The organism is Formosa undariae (assembly GCF_042427615.1).
Lineage (GTDB): Bacteria > Bacteroidota > Bacteroidia > Flavobacteriales > Flavobacteriaceae > Formosa > Formosa undariae.
Genome location: NZ_JBHMEZ010000009.1, coordinates 1 through 19,101, shown reverse-complemented (window position 1 = coordinate 19,101; position 19,101 = coordinate 1). Strand labels below are relative to the sequence as shown.

Genomic DNA, 19,101 nt, shown 5'->3' with positions numbered 1-19,101 from the left:
CTCTCTATATTTTTTTAAGCATTGTTGGTTGTCTTTAGAATACTGTATATCCTAATATTAGGGCTAATGTGTTATACTCTGATTTCCATGATGAATTCTCGCTTAAAAGATCTCTATTTGTTTGATATCTCATCTCCAAACTGTATTTATCTTGGAATTTATATCCAATTCCAAATGCCCAATTTATCCGACTTTCAATTTCTAAAGGTTGAAATATATAAGGAATACTATCGTCTATTTCATAATCAGGAGGCGAAGGGATATTATAATAATTATCAGTAGTTACATCAAATTTAATTGAAGAATCTAGATTTATCTCAAATACAGAGGATACATTGACGAAAATTTTTGATGTCTTGTTCAGAAAAAAGTAATACCTCAAACTTAACGGAACCTCAATTGATGCGTAATCAACTTCAATAATTATTTCACTATCTTTTGTTACACCTCCTCCAATGAATGCAGCAGAAATGTTTGATTCTTTTTCAGATTTAAAGCTTTGGTAAGTTGGCTCAATTACAATGGCTAATTTATTTTTGTTAAAGGGAAGAATAAATTCTGCTTCCACACCAAATCCAAACCTTATCTCATTATCGAAATCAATATCTTCAAAAACAGCACTGTTAAAATCTGAATTATTTAAACCCGATCCCTCACTATTAGGATTTAGTGTTAACGATGAGCTATTTAAGCGTGGTCTTAGAGTCAGATTAAATAAATCTTTCTTTTGCTTTTCTTCAAAATTTATAACTTGTTGATTGTAGCACGCGTTATAATCAATAAAGAAATTAATCAAATCACTTTTTTTATAGTCCAAACTCTCGATTTTAGTCATTTGGAAATTTGGACAATTTAAATCAGTCCATAACTGCTGTTTAAATTTATTGTTTTTTCTAATTTGATTTTCATTAGTTTTAAAACTTTTAAATATTAATTGTTCAATATTAGAGTGCTCTATACTATAAAAGTATCTTTTTAAATTAGTATCAATATATTCATATAAACTAGCTTTACCTTCTATCAACACTTTTAAAAAAAGTTGTTCCTCTTTGAAAGATGGGTTTTTGTCATTGTTTAACTTGTTGATATTCTCTGTCGACCTATCTATATTCACTGTATTTCTAATGTACTTTGAAATATTATCAACACCAAATTCTTTAACTGATTCCAATGTTGCATTTTTAGGCTCACTTTCTTCGGATAATTTGTATTCAAATTCCGTAGGATTATTTTTCCAATCAATATTCTTTATTAGACAAGTCGTTTTTTGATTAGTATTATCAATGTAATATCCTTTTTCAAAGTAAATTTGTGAATAACAATGATTGCTTATAAAAGCAATTAAAATGATGAAAATTTGGGTTTTCATTAGGCTTATAATTTTGGTTAAGTATTGTTATTTGTACCAGAAATAAGACATGTCTTGTCCCATAATATGGCTACAGGTTAAAATTGAATTTACACTGATAATTAATATATTATTTTTGGTATTTGATACATCTAAAGATAAATAAAATGGTATTTCGTTGTATAGATTAATTGTGTTTTTAGTGAATCTCTTAGTGTGTGATATTAGTAAAATAAGTACATCAAGGTGTTTTAACACGCTTAAAACTATTCCAGGAATTGGTCCAAAAACATCTCTAATGCTGGTGGTTTTACCAGCGGTAGTGAATTATGTAGTTATGCCGGATTAACCCCTGTAATACGACAAAGAGGAAGTAATGTAAAAGAACTCCCACGAATCAGTAAAACAGGCAATCAAAAGCTTCGGAATTCAATATTTATGTGCAGTTTTAATGCTTGTAAACCTGCCTACCGCAGGTAGGTATAACTATGCTTGCAAGCAATATACGACCGATTAGTAGCCAAAGGAAAGTGTAAAAAGTTAGCATTAATAGCTGGTTGTAATACCTTATTGAAAGATGCATTTGCTATTGCGAAATTAGGGTTATTATATGATGATGCTCATAGAAGTGCTTTAGTGAAAAATTAATGTAGTTTTACTTGTTTTTTACCACAGTACTTTGTTGGCAACTGGCTTTTATTTTGTCCGTTTTGTTTTTGGTGGATTTTGTCGTGTATCAAAAACGTCAGCGATTTTTATAAATCCGTTTTCCGGATCCACAGAATAAATCAGTTTATAGTTTTTGAATACTAAATATCGGTAATGAATTTCTCTTTGTTTTAGTAATTCTTCTTCTCCAATTAATGGTGTTCTTATCAACTTTTTTGGTTCGTTGATAATTCCTTTCAGAAGTTTTTTTGCAATTCTTGTACTGGCTTCTTTTTTGTAATATTCGTAGATTTCGTCAAGTTGAGTTTCAGCAAATTCAGACCAAATAATTTCCAATATCATTATTCGTATTTTTCCAAAAGTTCAGAACTGTTTTTAAATCGATTGTTTCGGAAATCAGATTCCGATTTGTCAATTCTTGTATTCAGTTCCTCTTGAGTCATAGGTTTAAATATTCGCTCGTCTGAAGCATTTTTTTCTTTTCTCAATATTTTTTCGAGAGGTGAAACCGCTTCTTCGCTTTGAAGTTTTAAAAATTCTTGTACAAATTCTATTTTTCGAGCTTCTAAATTCATTTTATTCAGCTTTTATCCAAGATACAAAATTATCATTTTAACCATCTGTTTTTCTTTAATTGACGAATTTCACAGCTTGTTGCCAACGGTTTGGGTATGGAGCATGTCCCGAAGAGCATGCACTATACCTGTTGTTGTAGGGCGTTTTTTATTTTGTTTTTCTCTTCGTTAGTTATGTTTTCCCATGTTGCTTTTTCATCAATCAACAATTCTAAGTTCAATCCTGATTTAACAATGTCCTTTATATGAAAGAACCAATCATATACAGTCCATTCTCTAATTGGCGTGGACTTAAAAGCTATTTGATTTTCATCCCAATATACTCCTACTGCTTCTCGATAAACGTATTGGTAAGTTGGACTACCTTGACCAATTAATTTTAAGAGTAGCTCATTTTGGTCATTGACGACTATTTTATTAATGACTTCATTTTTCATTTCATTTCTGGAATTTTCAATTTCAAAAAAATCTTCTTCATAAACTCAGTCTGCGAAATCTCAATAGTTTGTTCTTCTCTTCCGTCAGCTTTCCAATGTGTCACAGCGTTGACTGTAAATTCAAGAGTATCATTCATTCTTGGTGGCGAAAAAGCGTTCTCGAAGTCAGTCCAAATAGTTGTTTCTAAATTCTCCAATTTGGTCAAGTCGCAGTTTTGATTAGTAAAGTGGTCTGGTAGCCAATCCAAGTAGTCATTTAATAACTGTCTGCTCTCTTTGGAGTCAGCTTTGTCGGGGTGAATAGTCTTATTTATAAAGTCAAATGTTGTCTTAGTCTCAAGTCCGAGATTATACAATTCAATCAAGACATTCACGGCAAGTCGTCCACTTTTCATATAGTCAACGCTTATGAAAGAGTGAGTGAAATTGTGAATTGCCGATTTATAATTCTTGTACTTCATTGTCTTTTTTCAAATGTCTTGTCCTGAAATATGGCTACAGGTTAAAATTGCTTTTAGGCAGATAATTGATATACCATATTTGGTGTTTTATAATCTAAAGATAAATGTAATGGTATGTCGTTGTATAGGTTAATTGCATTTTTTGCGGCTCTTTTAGCATGTTTCACGTCAGTAACGATCTGGTCCAGGTAAAACTCATTTTTCAGGATTCCGTTTACATGTTCGGCCATGGCATTTTCTTAACAATGATTTTCTTCAGTCATGCTAATATCTATCTTTTTTCTTTTTAGTATTCGTGTATTCACATTACTACAGTATTGTATTCCTCTATCATAATGATGTAATCAAAAAAAAAAATTTTCAATTTTAATATCAGTTTTTAGCTGTAATTATTGCCAATATTTCATATAAGCAAACAAAGCACAAACCTTTTGATTCAGGATTAAAAACAGTATTTTTTTAAACCTTGTTAGTGATTCGTTATCTTTTAAATTTTCCAGCTAGATGCTAAACCCATTACAAATAGACTCATTATGCCTGTTGCAATTAGTAATATTATTGAAATAATCAGTATTATTTTGGTTAATACACTTTTCTTGTTAATTAAAGAGAGTATTAATGGAATAAAAAATAATAAAGGAAGTAATAATACTGAATCACCTGGAAAAATTCGCCAACTTAATGGGCTATCATTGCTAATCAATAAAACAAACCATAATAAAATTAATATAGTTAGTATCGATATGAAATTTAATGTCTTACTCTTGTTTTTTATCATATCAGTGTTTTATTAATGTCTTGTCCTGAAATATGCATGTTTGGTGTTTTATAATCTAAAGATAAATGAAATCGTATTTCATTGTATAAATTAATTGTGTTTTTGTGAATCTCTTAGTGTGTGATAAAAGTTAAAGAAGTCTATCAAGATGGATTAACTCGCTAAAAAATCATAACAGATATTGCAGCCAAAGGAAAGCGGAGAACCAGATTAATTACAGTTTGTAATACCCTATTAAAACAGGCTTTTGCTATCGTAAAATCAGGGTTATTATATGATGATGCTCATAGAAGTGCTTTAGTGAAAAATTGATGTAGTTTTACTTGTTTTTTACCACAGCACTTTGTTGTGGGGAGTTTTTATTTAAAGACATAGCTTGTCAAATTCCAAAATATGTGAAATATTATAGAAGGTACAATTGATTTCGATTTATAAAATAGTATTCCAGATAGCAATCCTCCAAATATTGTTATATAAGTTTGGTGAAGGCTAAAGTCAAGGAATTCATAAAACAAGGAAATGAATGGGATATGAATAAAGGCAAACATTAAGGATGATAGAATTATCGCTATTATAGGTTTGTAGTTCTGCAATAATCCACGAAGTATATAATTCCGAAAGAATAATTCTTCTGTGATAGGTACTACAAATATGGATGCTATTACACTCAAAGATGTTAATGGTTCAAGAGTGAAGTCAATATCAAATAATTCAGATGATATTTCTAGATGATAAAAGATATTTAAAATTGATTGAAAGAAAACAAATCAAATTCCTGATATTAAGGCAATAAAATAATATTTGGGTTCTGTTTTATCTAATTTTAGTAAACCTGATTGCTTAAATGATTTGAATACAAAGATTAAAAAAGCTAAAGTAATAATCGAGTTAACAAAATGGGATGCTTTTATCAAACTTACACTCTCCATTTCAGCAGGAATTAACAGAATCCAAAATCCGATAAATTCTAAAAAAAGAATAAATAAAAAGATGTGTAAAATTGCTTTCTGTAACTTCATTTTCAAATGTAGTCCAACGTTCTCTACTATGAGTAGTTGCAGGGGTTACCACTTAACTTTATAAGTACACACCAACAAGCAATTACTTATAGCTATAGTGGTGTGTTGTTTTTAATTTTTAACTTCTAAATTCAATCGACTAGGAAGGGATTTATGTTCAAATTGAGTTGTATATATCAACTAAAATATTTGAGATTTTAGACATTGAAGGGTCTTGTTCTTGAAGTGTATGCGGTCCTTCAATTGTGATTATTTCCCAATCCCTTGCTTCTGCTTTTTTTGGGGCACTTATTGTTCTCATATATCCAAATATTGACATAGCTTCAGTGGCAAGGATTATAGTCCCGTCCGTTTTAACGTCATTCATGATTTCTACGCGCTCCACATATGATTTTAAGGGATGTTTAGACATTGTTGGAATGGGTTCTCTTAATGCGTCCGCTGTTATAAGCCATCCATCGCCATTTTCTTCTGCAGATTCCATTGAAATTCGCGCAACCTCAGGTCCAAAAACATCCAACGTGTTTTCTCCATGGTCAGCTGGCGCACAATCAATATAAACTTGATGTTTTATCTTGTTTCCAACTTTGTCAACAACCCCTGAAATAACTGGTCCACCATAAGAGTGAGCTACTAAAATGATATTGTCTAAATTATTCCATTCTATTAAATTCACAATGTCATTTATATGCGTGGTTATACCAGTCTCTTTTGATAATAAGTGATTCCTTTCCCCCAGACCTGTCAAAGTGGGATTATATACTAAATAACCTTTTGAAACAAGGTCTGATTTGAGCAAATTCCACTGTCCTCCCCATTGAAAGGTGCCATGTACTAAAACAAAAACAGGTTTATCAGGATCCTCTTGTGAATAAATGTTTGAGGAGCTAAGACAAATAGTGATTAGGCAGAGCAAAAAGGTTTTGATTGGTTTCATGTTAAAGGTATTTATTTGTTACAATTTTTTAAATGTCTTGTCCTAAAGTATGGCTAAAGGTTAAAATTGAATTTACGCTAATAATTAATATGCCATATTTAATGCTTAATAATCTAAAGATAAATGAAATGGTATGTCGTTGTATAAATTAATTGTGTTTTTTGTGATTCTCTTAGTGTGTGATATTAGTGAAGGAAGTCTGTCAAGATGTATTAGCTCGCTTAAAAAAGATACCGTGAATTGCAGCCAAAGGAAAGCGGAGAACCAGCTTTTGCTATCTAAAAATTATAGTTAATACATGATGACGTGAGTAGAGGGGCTGTGGTAAAAGGTTAATGCATTCTTAATAGTTTTTTATCATGTTACTTTGTTAGTAAGTGGCTTAATCTTGAGTTTGTTCAATTCGATAAGTTCATTTTTGGTTAAAATTTTATCTATTGAATTCCAATCATTATTTTCTATCAGCGTTTTAATTTTTGTCCACTTTTTTAATTCCAATTCATTCTCGAAACGCATGCTGACTTCAATTAATTTATCAAGAATCTCAATTGATTTATTTACTTTATGCTGTTTAATTTCTGCGAACAGAATTAATAAATGACCGTTATAAGTATCAAATGTCAAATGTGAAGCTTGATATGGAAAAATATAGGGTTGATTTGTTATTTTTTTTGTCGAATTGTATTTTTCAAAATAGGGTAGAACGTTCCTAATAATTCTTTCAGATAGGTAATCGGCTAATAATAAGTATTCTTGCGATATTCTAAAGTGTTTTCTAATGGTTTTGTCGATTTCTTCAATTTTTTTCGAACCAACTAAATAATATTCTTTTGTAAGCCCTTCCCAACAGTATGGTACTAATCCAATTCGGATTTCAATAGTGTCTTTCGTTCCAGACCAACTTCCACGATTATCGACGTCTATAATTTCCAATAAATCATTTGTTAGTCGATAATGTTTTCTGCCTTTCTTTTTAAACCCGTATTCTTTCAGGTTTGCGCCAATTATTTCATTAAGTGCATTGAAAGCTGGTTTCCATTCCTCTTTTGGCAAGCTTTTAAAAACTTTGATTTTCTCGAATTTCGATATTTTAGATTCACAATTAAAGCTCTGTTCATCTGTTTTTCTGAAAATTCTGAATTTTTTCCAAGTCATTTTTTAACTTTTTACCAACAGCTAATATAAGAATTGTAGGGTGTTTAATGGCTGAAACCTTTTACGTTATCCCTAAACTTAGCATAAAGATACCACTTTATAGTTGTGACTAAAGCCGTTATTGTTTTTAAACTTTGTGCTCTGTAGTTTGCTTTCAATTGTTTAATTTATAAATGGAAGGCGATTGTTTATTAGTGATTTTTTTAGGTATTACTCTCATTATATTATTTCATGAATATAGTAGAAATAGATTTTCCAAATGCACTGTTTTCCCAACAGACCAACTTATGTTTACAATGTTTTTAGCATTCTTTTTTCTTGTTTTTTCAAGTTTTTAGAATGCTAATGGTATGTTCTTTTCATGGGCCAAACACTCTGTTATTATATAAGCGCTTTCAATAACTTGACAAGCACCTTGTCCTAAATTTGGAGTTGTAGCATGCGTCGCATCTCCGATTAAGCAAATGTTTTTATAATACCAACTTGGAATTGGTTTCAAGTCCACAATGTCATTGAAAATGATACTGCTTTACTCAGTTTCTGAAATTATCTTTTTTACTATCGGACTAAAATCAGATAATAATTCTTTTAAATTAACATCAGATAATTCTGCTTTATAGTCCGTTTTATAATTCGCAAGCACGCACCAATACACTTCATTTTCATTAATAGGAACAAACCCAAAACGCCTTCCTTTTTCCCATAATTCATTTAATTCGGTTTGATACTTTTTTAGAATCTCTATTTTTACGATTCCTCTACAACATACTTGTTTTGCAATACGCAGTGTGGTATTTTTTGTGAGTTATTGGCTTCTTCTATTTCTAATTATTGAAAAGGATCGTTCGGTTTTGGATAGCAATCCATAATTAAACACAATAGGAATCAGCATTTTGAAGAGAAAAAGTGTTTTGTCCATTTAGAAAGTCCTTTGGTTCTAGTTTTGTTTGTTTTCTGAAAGCGATTAAAAACAAATTACACGAGTTAAAACCTACTTTTTTTGATAATTCTTCCACTGTTATATTATCGAAATATCCTTCTTCAATAAGTCTTAGCGCGTCTTTTATTCTACAATAATTTATATATTCTTCAAAAGTAACTATCGCATGATATTTAAAGATATAGCATAAATGACTTTTAGGTATATTTATTGCTTTTACAAAATCATTCATTGAGAAATTAGGATTTCTAAAGGGATGTTTTTTATTAACAAAATATTCAATATTAGACACATAAGATAATGCTTTTTCCTCCACATTATTATCGTCTTTGTGGTCCTTAAGGTTTATAACATCTATTGAATTAAATATCCAAACATGATCATTAATGTTTATTTGGTTTTCTGCATCTATGTCTCTTTTCTTCATATCTGGATAACCATATAGAATTTCAGGATGAATCAGAATTTTGCCATAAATTAGAAACCATGGGATAATCACTAAGGCAGAATAGTGTTCTGCTCTAAATAATTCATTAGAATTTTTTTCATAATAGATTGAAAATAAAATTCTTATAAATAAAAATGAAGAAATGATAAAAATAAATTGTGTCCAATTTTTAATAACTAGATAATGTCTTTTTTCAAGGGAGTTACTTACATCTAAATTCCACAACTTAGTATATAGAATGTTAAAAGATAGTAACCAATACGCAAACACAAATACATTTAAACCAATGAAAAGTGAATTTTCAATAGACTGGTTTTTTAGGGTAGGGAAATGTTCTTGAGCTAAGGAAAAAATTAAAATAAATACAGGGTATAAAAAATGTAAGAACTGATTTTTATTAAAGTAATTATAGTCTTTTATTAAGGATTTAAAGTACAGATATAAAGAGGGGACTGCAATGATGTATATTGGTAAAATATATCTTGATGTGAATATTGACTGGGTATCTATAATTTCAAAAAAGCCAATGGTAATTGTCCTAATAGAACATAAAGTGAAAATTATCACTAAATAAATATTTACGAATATATTAGATCTATATGAAAATAGTAGGAGTGATATTACGAATAATCCAATAATTCCTACCAAAATCAAGGTAGAATTCACTAAAAAATGATATTGAGGCATTTACTTTTTTTTAAAGAACAATTAAATAGGTCGTTTAAATTTAATAAAATAACGATGATAGTCTAAGTAAAACTGCTGTTTTTTGATTTAATTTTTTCCTTTTTCTAATAGAATATGTTAATATGTTGTTTTATAGATTTTTAAATTTTTATCAATCAATTCAATATTTCGATAGAATGAATGGACTCGACACCAAAAACCGGATAATTAGTTAAATGACTCGGCGACTAGTGCATGATTATATATATAAATAATTGAAATTTGTAATAGATGTAAAACTTTGGGAGACATATTTACACCTTTATAAGAATGTATCGTTTTTTACTTGATGACCAAGTTTAAGACAAATGATAAATCAAAAAGTGCGGCAATATTATTGAAACATTATATTTTCAGTTCGTAAAGAATATCGATTGTAGCATGTCTGATCTGGAAGACTTAAATGATGTTTTAAAATTATTGGCAAATATTTATTGAACGATCAGACCTAACTCTTTTGACTCGCATTTTTTACCTAATTTTATTCAAATCCTGGAAAAAAATGAGAAGATTAAAATGCACTATATTAAATTAACGATACAAATGGAAGAATCGTTTTGGATGCTTTTAACCTGTTAATTGAAAGTGAAATTATGCGGGAAGAAATTTTACCAAAATGAATGTAAAATTTGTATAAATATTTTTAAATATCAGGTTGTTTTTGGATTTCTGATGTGATAATTAGGAATGCATTATTTACAAAAAAATACAGGGTTTAAATCAACAGTGTCACATAAGCTATTTTCCTTACTTGAAAACAGAAGGTTAAGAGAAACATCAAGTCGTAGTATCCGATGTTTTTTAATTTTCGTCAAACTTTAATTTCTTATTCTCCATTGCATGCTGCCAATTATTAGGGAAAATTCCGTGATTGTTTTCAGTTATGCTTTCCATTATTTGATGGACTCTATTTTGTATTCCTTTTGGTAGATCATAATACAAATTGTCTACTTTAGTCTTTCTTTCAAAGTCAAGTGTTCCATTTTGATGTCTAATAGCTTTTTTTATCCCCTTGTGATATGCTAATATTTTTATTCTCCCATCACTTGTTCCATTCATCCCAAAGGTTCCGTAAACCATTATCGGGTCTACGATGCCATCATCATTGTAGTCTTTCAGTTCAAAATATTTAGTCCAAAAAGAAATCGAATATTCTTTAGATACTTCATTTCCTTCTGGCAAAATAAAGTCTTTTAAGCTCCAGGCAAGTTTATATAGTCCATCTTTATAGGAAAAGCAGAAGGCCTCTATCGCGTTAAAATATTGTTCTTTTTCATTACATTCAAATTCATTTTCTGTCATTACGATAAAGTGTTTTCCTAATTTATCGTTGTACTCGTAAATGCTATAAATGGAATATTTGATTTGTAGCTTGGTCTTTAAGACATCCGTAAAAACAGAGTCGATCTCTTGTTCATTCAACTGTTTGCTAGATATTGTCGAGTCTTGGCCAAACCCTAGAAGGGAAAAGAGTAGGGTTAATAATAATATTAATTTTTTTTTCATCTTTTTTTAATGGCTACCATTGGTTTTTGGATAAGAATAGTTGTGTGTTTGCGTGTGAGGAATTTGGAAAGGAGATTGCGATACAGCACACGTAATTGCCTTTATTTTGCAAGAAATGCCAATTATTTTTTTTGGTGTTGTGGAACGTTTTTACAATCTTATAATATTAAATAATCCTTAACGTTTCTTATGAGTGTTATGTCCTTTAAATCATATAAATTTCAATTGCTTTTAACAGATTAACAACAATCTTTTCTGTCCGTTTTTTTCCTTTGGTGCGCGATGAACACTGGGGAGGACTTTACTCTGAGGGTGCTCAATAGCTAAGCGGTATAAATGGCCTAGACCTAATTTTATTGGTTGTGCCTCAGGCTTGGCTAAATAGTGTAAATCGAAGAAATTTTCACTTAAAAATGATTTAAAACCGTCCTCTGTTCCATGATATATTTTTTTAAGTTCATTACGTATTTCGGGAACAAGAATTTTTTGTTTGGCTTGAGAGTTTGGTAATATTTCACTTGACTCTCCATAATAAGTACACAAAAAGGTGTCGACAGGTACAGGAGATTGATCTACATGAAAAGAATAAACATCCGTTGGAAAAAACGGGTAGCTATCATCCCTATCATAGAAGTTAATCAGATTAAGTGTTGGCGACGCTCCTAGAGCTTTTAGGGTTTTTAAATCATTTAAAAGAACTTCACGTGCAAGCTGACCCTGTTCACTTAACTGAAGTTCTAGAAGGTCATTCGGATGAATTTCAGCTATATTCTCATGTAATTCTAACTTTTTAACAATCTCAGAAAAATCACCTACTAGTTTACGATTCCAACAAATTGCATTAATTTTTTCATGAAAAGCATTGGAAACAAAGTCTTGAAAATTAGTAACGAATTGAATTTGATTAAGTGTATGAGATATATTTTCCATGATGCGTATAAGTCTAAACTATTTGATAAAAGTAATAGTATTCTTTTGTGTTAATGTCCTACAGTGGTTTTGAGCGCGAGTTTTTTCCATAAGAAAAATGAGAAATAAGCAAACAAAGTTATGCATGAATTATTGAACTAAAATAAGTAATGTTTTTTGCACGTTTTTTATGCGTTTCTAATTTTATAAATCTGAATGTACATTATGGTCGCTAAAAACAGAATCAATCCGTATAATATAGATATCACCAGTATCCACATTAGAAATATAGAGATAAAATGTAAAATGAAATATTCGATCTTGATTAATGCCTAATTATATACTCTTTGAATTTAAATTTTGGTTTATTATAAAATTTCGAGTTGTTTTTTCAAATAGGCAGCGTATAGTTGCTCTTATATAATTGAATTTATCCATTTTAAGTTCTGCTAAAATTTGGGTCCGAACACCATCTAATTACTTTTTTATTCTTGTACTTAATGTTTAAGATTATATAGTCTCTATTTAGGAGGGAGCAAACTTAAATATAATGGTTTGTGTAAATGGAGTAGTGGCCATTAATATTTTACACTTTGTTGGAAGTCATTTTCTTTTTTTCAAGAATATAAAAAACTTGTGAATTTAATTGGTCTGACAAATTTTTATAAGGAGAGGTTTCTCTTTTTGTTATTTGAAAATATTTTAATATTAAGTTTTCAAACTTCTTATGATTGAAGCCAAGGTGAGAATCAATGAAACCCTCTAAGTTTCTAATCTCAGGGATTTCTTTTCCGAAGAAACATTTAATACTATTTTTTATATCTTGATAGCTGTTTTTCCCAACAGTCACTCTCCTTATATTTTTAATTAAGGAAGGGAAACCTATTTCAATGGGCACAGATATTATAACTATTCCATCGTTATTTAATCTATTATAAAATTCTTTCAGCATTATTGATTGTGTAAATTCGTTGAAATGCTCAAGAGTTTCAAAACAAGTAATTACATCAAACTTTTTATTTTTAAATTCTGTGAGCTTTCTGAAAACTTCAATGTTGTCGGATGATTTAATTTCCATAATTGGTTCAAATGCAAACAAATTGAGATTGTCTCTTTTTAAACTAAGTTCTGTTAGAAATTTATTATCCCCAGCTCCATAATCTAAAATACTTTTAAATTCTTTTTCCAAGACAAGTTCGATCGCAACAGAAAATCTTTTTCTATGTGAAAACCTTGCAATCAGATTTTTGCTATTATAAGTATATTCGGAGTAAACGTATTCTTTTTTCATTACCTCCAGCGGTTGTTATTTGTAACTTAGTGTTAACATGCACAGAATTTTCGGATTATAGACGTGCTAAATTTTTACGAACTTGCAAATATACCGTAATTTAAATTAAATAACTAGTTGTCTATAAGTTATATGTATTGCTAGGAAACGTTAATTTAATATATCAAATATTTGATTAAAAATTTCATTTGCAGTCCTATTTGCTTGATTTGTGAGAATAATAATTCCCCATTCTTTTTCTGGATTGTAGGCAAGAACACAAGATTGTCCTAATGTATCACCGGTTTTAGCAAAAACGACAGTATCATTTTCTCTCAGAATATTTAATCCCAATCCCAATTCGATAAAGGTATTCTTAAAGTAAGTGCTTTCCAATTGATTATTAATTGCTTGATTATTGGGCTTCAAAAGTAATCGGATAAACTTTAACATATCTGTTGCATTTGACTTCAATAGTCCAGCAGGAGCAATGACACTATTCCAATTAAAGAAATCTTGTAATTCACCTTGAGCATTATATCCCATAGTTACCTCATTACCCGCGTAGTCTAATGTTTTTGTTTTGCTCATATTAAGAGGGATAAGAATATTATTTTTTATAATATTCTCGTAGTTATCTTGAACGATGTTTTCTAAAATGTAACCTAATAGGACATAGGATATATTTGAATATTGATAACTACCATATGATTTGAGGTTTGAAGTGTTCATCAACACGGAATCTACCATTTCTTTTGTTACTTCATTTAATGGTTGCTTTGGATTAACTTCCATCAGTTCCTGAAAATTAAAATCAGGTAATCCAGACTGATGGGAAGCTAAATCACTTACCTTAATTTTGTTTTGTAAACCTGTATTCAACTCAAAGAAAGGAGGTAAATAATCGTCTATTGTGTTGTCTAAATCTATTTTACCTAATTCTACTTGTCGAGCAATTAAGTGGGCTGTAAAAAGTTTTGTAATTGACCCTATTTCAAAAATAGAATTCTGACTGATTTTTGTACTATCTGTTCGGTTTAAATTTCCATAATTAAAAAAGTGCTCTTCATTATTCTTTATAAAACCAACACTTATGCCAATTTTTTGGTTAAGATTGGAATTAACTTTAATGATCGAATCAATTTTGGTTATCATCTCTTGAGCAAAACAGGTGTTTATAAATATTAGAGATAACGCTATTGTAATATATTTTATCATTTGTGTTTTTTAAGTTCAATAATAAGAAGATACACCTTATGTGTGTAATATTATTTGTCTGTAGTGATGGATTATGTATAGTTAGGTTCTTTTTTAAATACCTAATTTAACAAATAAACATCAGATAAAATATCCATAACTTCAAAAAGTTAGACACTATTAGAGGGGCGTTTATTGCGTGATAGTGTTTTGCGATGCAAATCTGGTGTAGGCAAACAAAGATACTTACAATGATTAAGCACAATGTAGCAGTTATTTTTATACTGTGTACGGCAATGTATTTATACCTCGTAATTAAATTATCTTTTATACTATCCATAATAAGGATAAGTGTCCATTAATCTAAACATCTCTTTTTAAATAATTGTAATAACGTTTTCTGTATTACTCGAATAAATAAGAGGCTATAGAATTAAATGTTTTAACGACTACTTTTTTATTTAACATTTTTTTAACGCAAAATCAAACAGACCAGTCTGTTTGATTTTGTAGGTTTGTATTCAACTTTAAAATTAGAAGAATTATGTACGACATGAAACAATTGAATAAATTAGGAGCTTTAGGAAAAGGCGCACCTGCTACAATGGAAGCTTTTCAAGCATTAGATAAAGCAGCTATGGGAGAAGGCGCAATTCCTAAAAAATATAAGGAATTAATCGCTTTAGCAGTAGCACTTACTACGCAATGTCCTTATTGTCTTGAGATTCATAAGAAACATGCAATTGAAGCAGGAGCGACAGAAGAAGAATTAGCAGAAACAACTTTTATTGCAGCAATATTAAGAGCAGGTGCAGCAGTTGTTCATGGTACTCATCTTATGAAATAATTATTGTAATTATTTATAATGCGCAAGTCTCCCAATGGGAGACATTTGTGTTAAGTATCTATAAATAGTTGTAACCAGTTTCCCTACAAGAAAAAACTTATATTTATGAGTTTAAAGCTTTAACCAATAATAAAAAACCGATGTCGATAACTAGAAGAGATTCAACGCCACGTATGAGTAGAATTGTTGAGCATAATAATACCATTTATCTTTGTGGTCAAGTAGCAAAAGATGCTACTAAAGGCATCAAAGAACAAACGATAACAACATTAGAAAAGGTTGAAGAATTGCTTAATAAAGCGGGTTCCGACAAAAAACATATGCTTTCGGTAACCATTTATGTAAGAGATATGAAAGATTTTGCTGCAATGAATGAAGTTTGGGATGCATGGGTAGCGGAAGGTCATCAGCCAACACGCGCATGTGTTGAGGCGCGTATGGCTAGACCAGAATTGCTTGTAGAAATGTCTGTAGTTGCTGCAAAAATAACAGCCTAAAAATCCTAAAATAACTTTATACTTTTTGTCAACTTAAATTTTTAAAATCATGCCATCTAATAAATACCAATTTAATAAAGTATTAGAACGTAAAGGAACCAATGCTATGTCTGTTGAGGGGTATAGAGGATATCTTTTTGATCCAGAAGAAGATCTTAGTGGTAAATACTCAGAAGAAGATTTTATTAAAATGTGGGTGGCAGATATGGAGTTTGCTATCGCTCCAGAAATTATTAATGCTATGAAAGAACGCTTAGAACATCCGTTGTTGGGATATTCTATGGTAGCCGATCCTTCTTATGCGTTAAGTTTTCAGAAATGGTGTGTAGATCGTTATCAATGGCAGTTTAATACAGCACATTTAGTACACGCAAAAGGTGTTATTCCTGCTTTATATGATTTGATTGGTTATCTCTGTAAACCAGATGAAAAAGTATTAATAGTTACGCCTTCTTATGCCTTTTTTAAGCATGGAGCTGATTATAATGGCATAGAATTGGTGTGTTCAGATTTGAAAGAAGATCATGGTGAATTCCATATTGATATGGAGGATATTAAAAAGAAAGCATCCGATGAGAAATGTGTTTTGGCAGTTTTTTGTAATCCTCATAATCCAACTGGGAGATTATGGTCTACAAAAGAATTAGTTGCGTTTGGAGATGTTTGTTTAGAAAATGGACTGACTATTATTTCTGATGAAATTCATTGCGACGTACTTCGTAAAGATAAAATATTTACGCCTTTGGCAAGTCTTTTTCCTAATTCGGATAAGATTATTACGTGTATGGCGACAAGTAAAACATTTAACCTTGCAGGTAATTTGTTTGCGAATATCATTATTCCTAACGATACATTGAGACTTAAGTACAATGAGTTTTATTTACCTGTAGAAAACCCATTGAGTGTTGTAGCTGCTAAGGCTGCTTATTCAGAAGGTCATGCTTGGCTTATGGAGTTAACAGATTATTTAGATGCTAATTTTAAGTATTTAAAAGAACAATTAGACACACATTTACCCCATACAAAGTTTACAATTCCAGATGCAACCTATTTAGCTTGGGTAAACGTTAGTGCCTATTTTTCTGATAATGAAAACCTGACTTTGTATTTTGCAAGAAATGCTGGTGTTTTATTGGAAGGTGGAAATATGTTTGTCGCTAACGCTGATGGTTATATTCGATTAAACCTTGCTTGTCCTAGAGTAATACTAGAAGAAGGTTTACGTAGAGTTATAGAAGCTATTTTAGAAAAATAGTTGATTTTATAATTTGATAAAAAAAATGAAAATGTTCTAATTAGGATTATAAACTCTTTTAATCGCTTTAGAGCCAAGTTCAAAATAATATTTTAAATCGGACTGTAATTATTTACAGTCCGATTTTAGGTTGTTTTTATGGAAGTGATTTTTTATTTTAATAGTAAAGAACACAAATCTTTTGCTTCCTTAATTGGCCAATTTGTTTGATGTAAATAACTTTCGACTACTGCACCTTCGTAGAGTACATATATTTTTCGCGATAGAGACTTAATTTCTGCTTCTTTAATATGGTCTAAGTTATCTGTTATCAATTTAGAAATAAATTGAAGAAACTTATTTTTTTGATTTTGTATTTCAATTTTAATGTTCTCATGACCTCCTGAGAGTTCTGACACTGTTTTGATAGACCAACACCCATTAAAATCTTCGGAATGGTAGAATAATTCAAGAAAATCGAAAATAGCTAGTATTTGTGATTTTCCTTTTGGTTTGGAAGCGGTAAATTCTTCAATTTCTATATTAAAATTTGTGTCTTTGAAACGCAGAAAGGCAATACAGATTTCTTCTTTAGATCTAAAATGAGCATAAAGTGTCGATTTAGCAATACCAGCTTCAGAAACAATTTCATTTATTCCTGTAATATTATAACCATTCTTATAAAATAAGGATGATGCTGTCTCAATGATTCTATTTTTTATTTCGGAGTGTTTCACTTAGCAAATATACAAAACATTATAAAATAAGACAGGTCTGTCTGCTGTCTAATAATGCCTAACGCTTAATTTACGATACATTTTGTTAAATGTTTCAATATTAATGTTGTTTTGCCTTCCTTCCGCAACTACATAACCCGTTAAACTTTCCAGTTCTGTATTTTTTTTTCTGTTTCGAAAGTCGGAGTGCATAGAAGTGGTCGCGTCATCTGGAAGTGATTTAAGTTTCTCTATAACTAGCTCTTCCTGATTTTTATCAATATTAATTTGCTTTGATATAGCCAAATTCGTGACCTCGTTTATTAAACTGATTAACAAATCAGACTTTTCTTTACTCTTTAAAATAGTACCAATCTCTGTATCAAAGTACGCTGTAGCCGTAGCAATAGACGATAAAAAAATAAACTTCTCCCAAGTGATTTTATTAATGTCCTTAGATAAATTAGATTTTATATTTGATTTTAAAAGCGCATTCTGAAGAAATTGTAGTTTTTCATTTCCTCCAGTATCCATACCAAAGAATAATGAATGAACATGCCCTCTTTTTATAATCAATCCAGGTGCTTCTAATCTTGAAACAAGATACACACAACCCTTTGCAGTACGGTTCTTAGGCAGTTGCTTAGAGATCTTATCTTTACTATCAACTCCATTTTGTAAAGGTATAATTATGGTGTCATCATTAATAGCTGGCAATAGTTGTATTACAGTTTCCTTCAAGTCGTAGGTCTTGGTACATATTAGAATATAATCAACAATACCAAAATCACTTACGTTATCCGAAATTAGGTTTGGTTTAACAATCGATTCAACTTCATTGTCATTAATTCGTAATCCTGATTCTTGAATTTTTGTTAAATTATTTCCTCTAGCAAGAAAAAAGATATCAACCTCATTACTATCATAGTATGCTTTTGCTAGTAATCCTCCAAAGTATCCACCTATACCTCCAATTCCAGCTATTAATATTTTCTTTTTTGACATTTTTAATTTAATTGAGCTTAACCGTGTTTGTAAAAGATTAGTTGCGTGGTTTAAGTACTAAAGTTAGCAAATAAATCACAGATAGAAAGTCCGCGAGGAATTTCGTAAGTAGGCAAGAACTAGCAATTATTTTTATACGGCTTAAGTTAGCATTTTAATAAAAAGCACTAAATTAAGACCTATAAAAAGAAAGCACAAAAGAGAGGAATAAGGTTAATTTATACGCAGAGACTACAGATCTCGTCAACATTGAAAACCCCCTCTCTTTTTATTTCTTCTTTTCTATTTATTTTAAAAGGTATTCATGAACCTCATTCTTCGGTTTCTACACAGATTTCGTACAGTTCTATGAGGCTTTAAGACCTCGATTTTAAGTCGTTGAAACTCGCGTAGCTAGTCCTTTCAAATACTATATTGTTATGAATAA

General features: G+C 30.3%; 21 protein-coding genes and 2 pseudogenes. 6 read left to right on the top strand and 17 right to left on the bottom strand.

All coding sequences use genetic code 11. The features are described from left to right. Positions 1-34: 34 nt before the first annotated feature. Complete coding sequence (locus ACFFVB_RS08305) at positions 35-1,369, bottom strand: porin family protein (RefSeq protein WP_382382263.1); 1,335 nt, start codon at positions 1,367-1,369, stop codon at positions 35-37. Between the two features lie 238 nt (positions 1,370-1,607). Between ACFFVB_RS08305 and ACFFVB_RS18710 the strand changes: the two are divergent. After that, a pseudogene (locus tag ACFFVB_RS18710) lies at positions 1,608-1,996 on the top strand (transposase); the annotation flags it as partial. 48 nt (positions 1,997-2,044) lie between these two features. Here ACFFVB_RS18710 and ACFFVB_RS08290 read toward each other — a convergent pair. The 5 genes from ACFFVB_RS08290 to ACFFVB_RS08270 form a co-directional block, all read right to left on the bottom strand. Next, a complete protein-coding gene (locus ACFFVB_RS08290) occupies positions 2,045-2,359 on the bottom strand; it encodes a type II toxin-antitoxin system RelE/ParE family toxin (RefSeq protein ID WP_382382261.1) in 315 nt (104 codons plus the stop codon). Then, the gene (locus ACFFVB_RS08285) at positions 2,359-2,592 is read right to left on the bottom strand and encodes a hypothetical protein (RefSeq protein ID WP_382382260.1); all 234 of its coding nucleotides are present in this window, start codon (positions 2,590-2,592) and stop codon (positions 2,359-2,361) included. The genes ACFFVB_RS08290 and ACFFVB_RS08285 overlap by 1 nt, the downstream gene beginning before the upstream one ends. Positions 2,593-2,714: 122 nt before the next feature. Next, entirely contained in the window at positions 2,715-3,029 is a 315-nt protein-coding gene (locus tag ACFFVB_RS08280) for a hypothetical protein (RefSeq protein ID WP_382382259.1), read from the bottom strand. Next, positions 3,026-3,424, bottom strand: coding sequence for a hypothetical protein (locus ACFFVB_RS08275; RefSeq protein WP_382382258.1), 399 nt, complete (start codon positions 3,422-3,424; stop codon positions 3,026-3,028). The genes ACFFVB_RS08280 and ACFFVB_RS08275 overlap by 4 nt, the downstream gene beginning before the upstream one ends. A gap of 119 nt (positions 3,425-3,543) precedes the next feature. After that, positions 3,544-3,720, bottom strand: a complete 177-nt coding sequence (locus tag ACFFVB_RS08270; protein WP_382382257.1) for an integrase core domain-containing protein — start codon at positions 3,718-3,720, stop codon at positions 3,544-3,546. A gap of 303 nt (positions 3,721-4,023) precedes the next feature. On the opposite strand from ACFFVB_RS08270, the gene ACFFVB_RS08265 reads away from it, so the two are divergent. Together ACFFVB_RS08265 and ACFFVB_RS18705 are read left to right on the top strand one after the other, a co-directional pair. Continuing rightward, positions 4,024-4,284: a hypothetical protein gene (locus ACFFVB_RS08265; protein WP_382382256.1), complete on the top strand. Its 261-nt coding sequence runs from the start codon at positions 4,024-4,026 to the stop codon at positions 4,282-4,284. A 164-nt stretch (positions 4,285-4,448) separates the two neighbouring features. Then, a pseudogene (locus ACFFVB_RS18705) lies at positions 4,449-4,580 on the top strand (IS110 family transposase); the annotation flags it as partial. A 47-nt stretch (positions 4,581-4,627) separates the two neighbouring features. Here ACFFVB_RS18705 and ACFFVB_RS08260 read toward each other — a convergent pair. The 9 genes from ACFFVB_RS08260 to ACFFVB_RS08220 form a co-directional block, all read right to left on the bottom strand. Beyond that, positions 4,628-4,939, bottom strand: a complete 312-nt coding sequence (locus ACFFVB_RS08260; RefSeq protein ID WP_382382255.1) for a CPBP family intramembrane glutamic endopeptidase — start codon at positions 4,937-4,939, stop codon at positions 4,628-4,630. Positions 4,940-5,444: 505 nt separating this feature from the next. Beyond that, positions 5,445-6,224, bottom strand: a complete 780-nt coding sequence (locus ACFFVB_RS08255) for an alpha/beta fold hydrolase (protein WP_382382254.1) — start codon at positions 6,222-6,224, stop codon at positions 5,445-5,447. 357 nt (positions 6,225-6,581) lie between these two features. After that, positions 6,582-7,379 (bottom strand): hypothetical protein, encoded by a 798-nt coding sequence (locus ACFFVB_RS08250; RefSeq protein ID WP_382382253.1) that lies wholly within the window; start codon positions 7,377-7,379, stop codon positions 6,582-6,584. A gap of 334 nt (positions 7,380-7,713) precedes the next feature. Beyond that, a complete protein-coding gene (locus ACFFVB_RS08245) occupies positions 7,714-7,878 on the bottom strand; it encodes a hypothetical protein (RefSeq protein WP_382382252.1) in 165 nt (54 codons plus the stop codon). 370 nt (positions 7,879-8,248) lie between these two features. After that, a complete protein-coding gene (locus ACFFVB_RS08240) occupies positions 8,249-9,454 on the bottom strand; it encodes a helix-turn-helix domain-containing protein (protein WP_382382251.1) in 1,206 nt (401 codons plus the stop codon). An 840-nt stretch (positions 9,455-10,294) separates the two neighbouring features. Next, a complete protein-coding gene (locus tag ACFFVB_RS08235) occupies positions 10,295-10,999 on the bottom strand; it encodes a M949_RS01915 family surface polysaccharide biosynthesis protein (protein WP_382382250.1) in 705 nt (234 codons plus the stop codon). A 231-nt stretch (positions 11,000-11,230) separates the two neighbouring features. After that, entirely contained in the window at positions 11,231-11,929 is a 699-nt protein-coding gene (locus tag ACFFVB_RS08230) for a hypothetical protein (RefSeq protein ID WP_382382249.1), read from the bottom strand. 565 nt (positions 11,930-12,494) lie between these two features. Beyond that, on the bottom strand, positions 12,495-13,199 hold the full coding sequence (locus ACFFVB_RS08225) for a class I SAM-dependent methyltransferase (RefSeq protein ID WP_382382248.1): 705 nt from the start codon (positions 13,197-13,199) through the stop codon (positions 12,495-12,497). A 150-nt stretch (positions 13,200-13,349) separates the two neighbouring features. Further along, positions 13,350-14,333, bottom strand: coding sequence for a serine hydrolase domain-containing protein (locus tag ACFFVB_RS08220; RefSeq protein WP_382382247.1), 984 nt, complete (start codon positions 14,331-14,333; stop codon positions 13,350-13,352). Positions 14,334-14,919: 586 nt separating this feature from the next. Here ACFFVB_RS08220 and ACFFVB_RS08215 point away from each other — a divergent pair. From ACFFVB_RS08215 to ACFFVB_RS08205, 3 genes are all read left to right on the top strand, one after another. Continuing rightward, positions 14,920-15,222, top strand: a complete 303-nt coding sequence (locus ACFFVB_RS08215) for a carboxymuconolactone decarboxylase family protein (RefSeq protein WP_382382246.1) — start codon at positions 14,920-14,922, stop codon at positions 15,220-15,222. Between the two features lie 173 nt (positions 15,223-15,395). Next, positions 15,396-15,719 carry a RidA family protein gene (locus ACFFVB_RS08210; RefSeq protein ID WP_382382245.1) on the top strand — a complete coding sequence of 108 codons (324 nt, stop codon included), beginning with the start codon at positions 15,396-15,398 and terminating at the stop codon, positions 15,717-15,719. 49 nt (positions 15,720-15,768) lie between these two features. Then, the gene (locus ACFFVB_RS08205; RefSeq protein WP_382382244.1) at positions 15,769-16,974 is read left to right on the top strand and encodes a MalY/PatB family protein; all 1,206 of its coding nucleotides are present in this window, start codon (positions 15,769-15,771) and stop codon (positions 16,972-16,974) included. A gap of 152 nt (positions 16,975-17,126) precedes the next feature. Here ACFFVB_RS08205 and ACFFVB_RS08200 read toward each other — a convergent pair whose 3' ends face one another. Next, on the bottom strand, positions 17,127-17,690 hold the full coding sequence (locus tag ACFFVB_RS08200; RefSeq protein ID WP_382382243.1) for a TetR/AcrR family transcriptional regulator: 564 nt from the start codon (positions 17,688-17,690) through the stop codon (positions 17,127-17,129). A gap of 48 nt (positions 17,691-17,738) precedes the next feature. Further along, entirely contained in the window at positions 17,739-18,674 is a 936-nt protein-coding gene (locus ACFFVB_RS08195; RefSeq protein WP_382382242.1) for a ketopantoate reductase family protein, read from the bottom strand. Between the last annotated feature and the right edge of the window lie 427 nt (positions 18,675-19,101).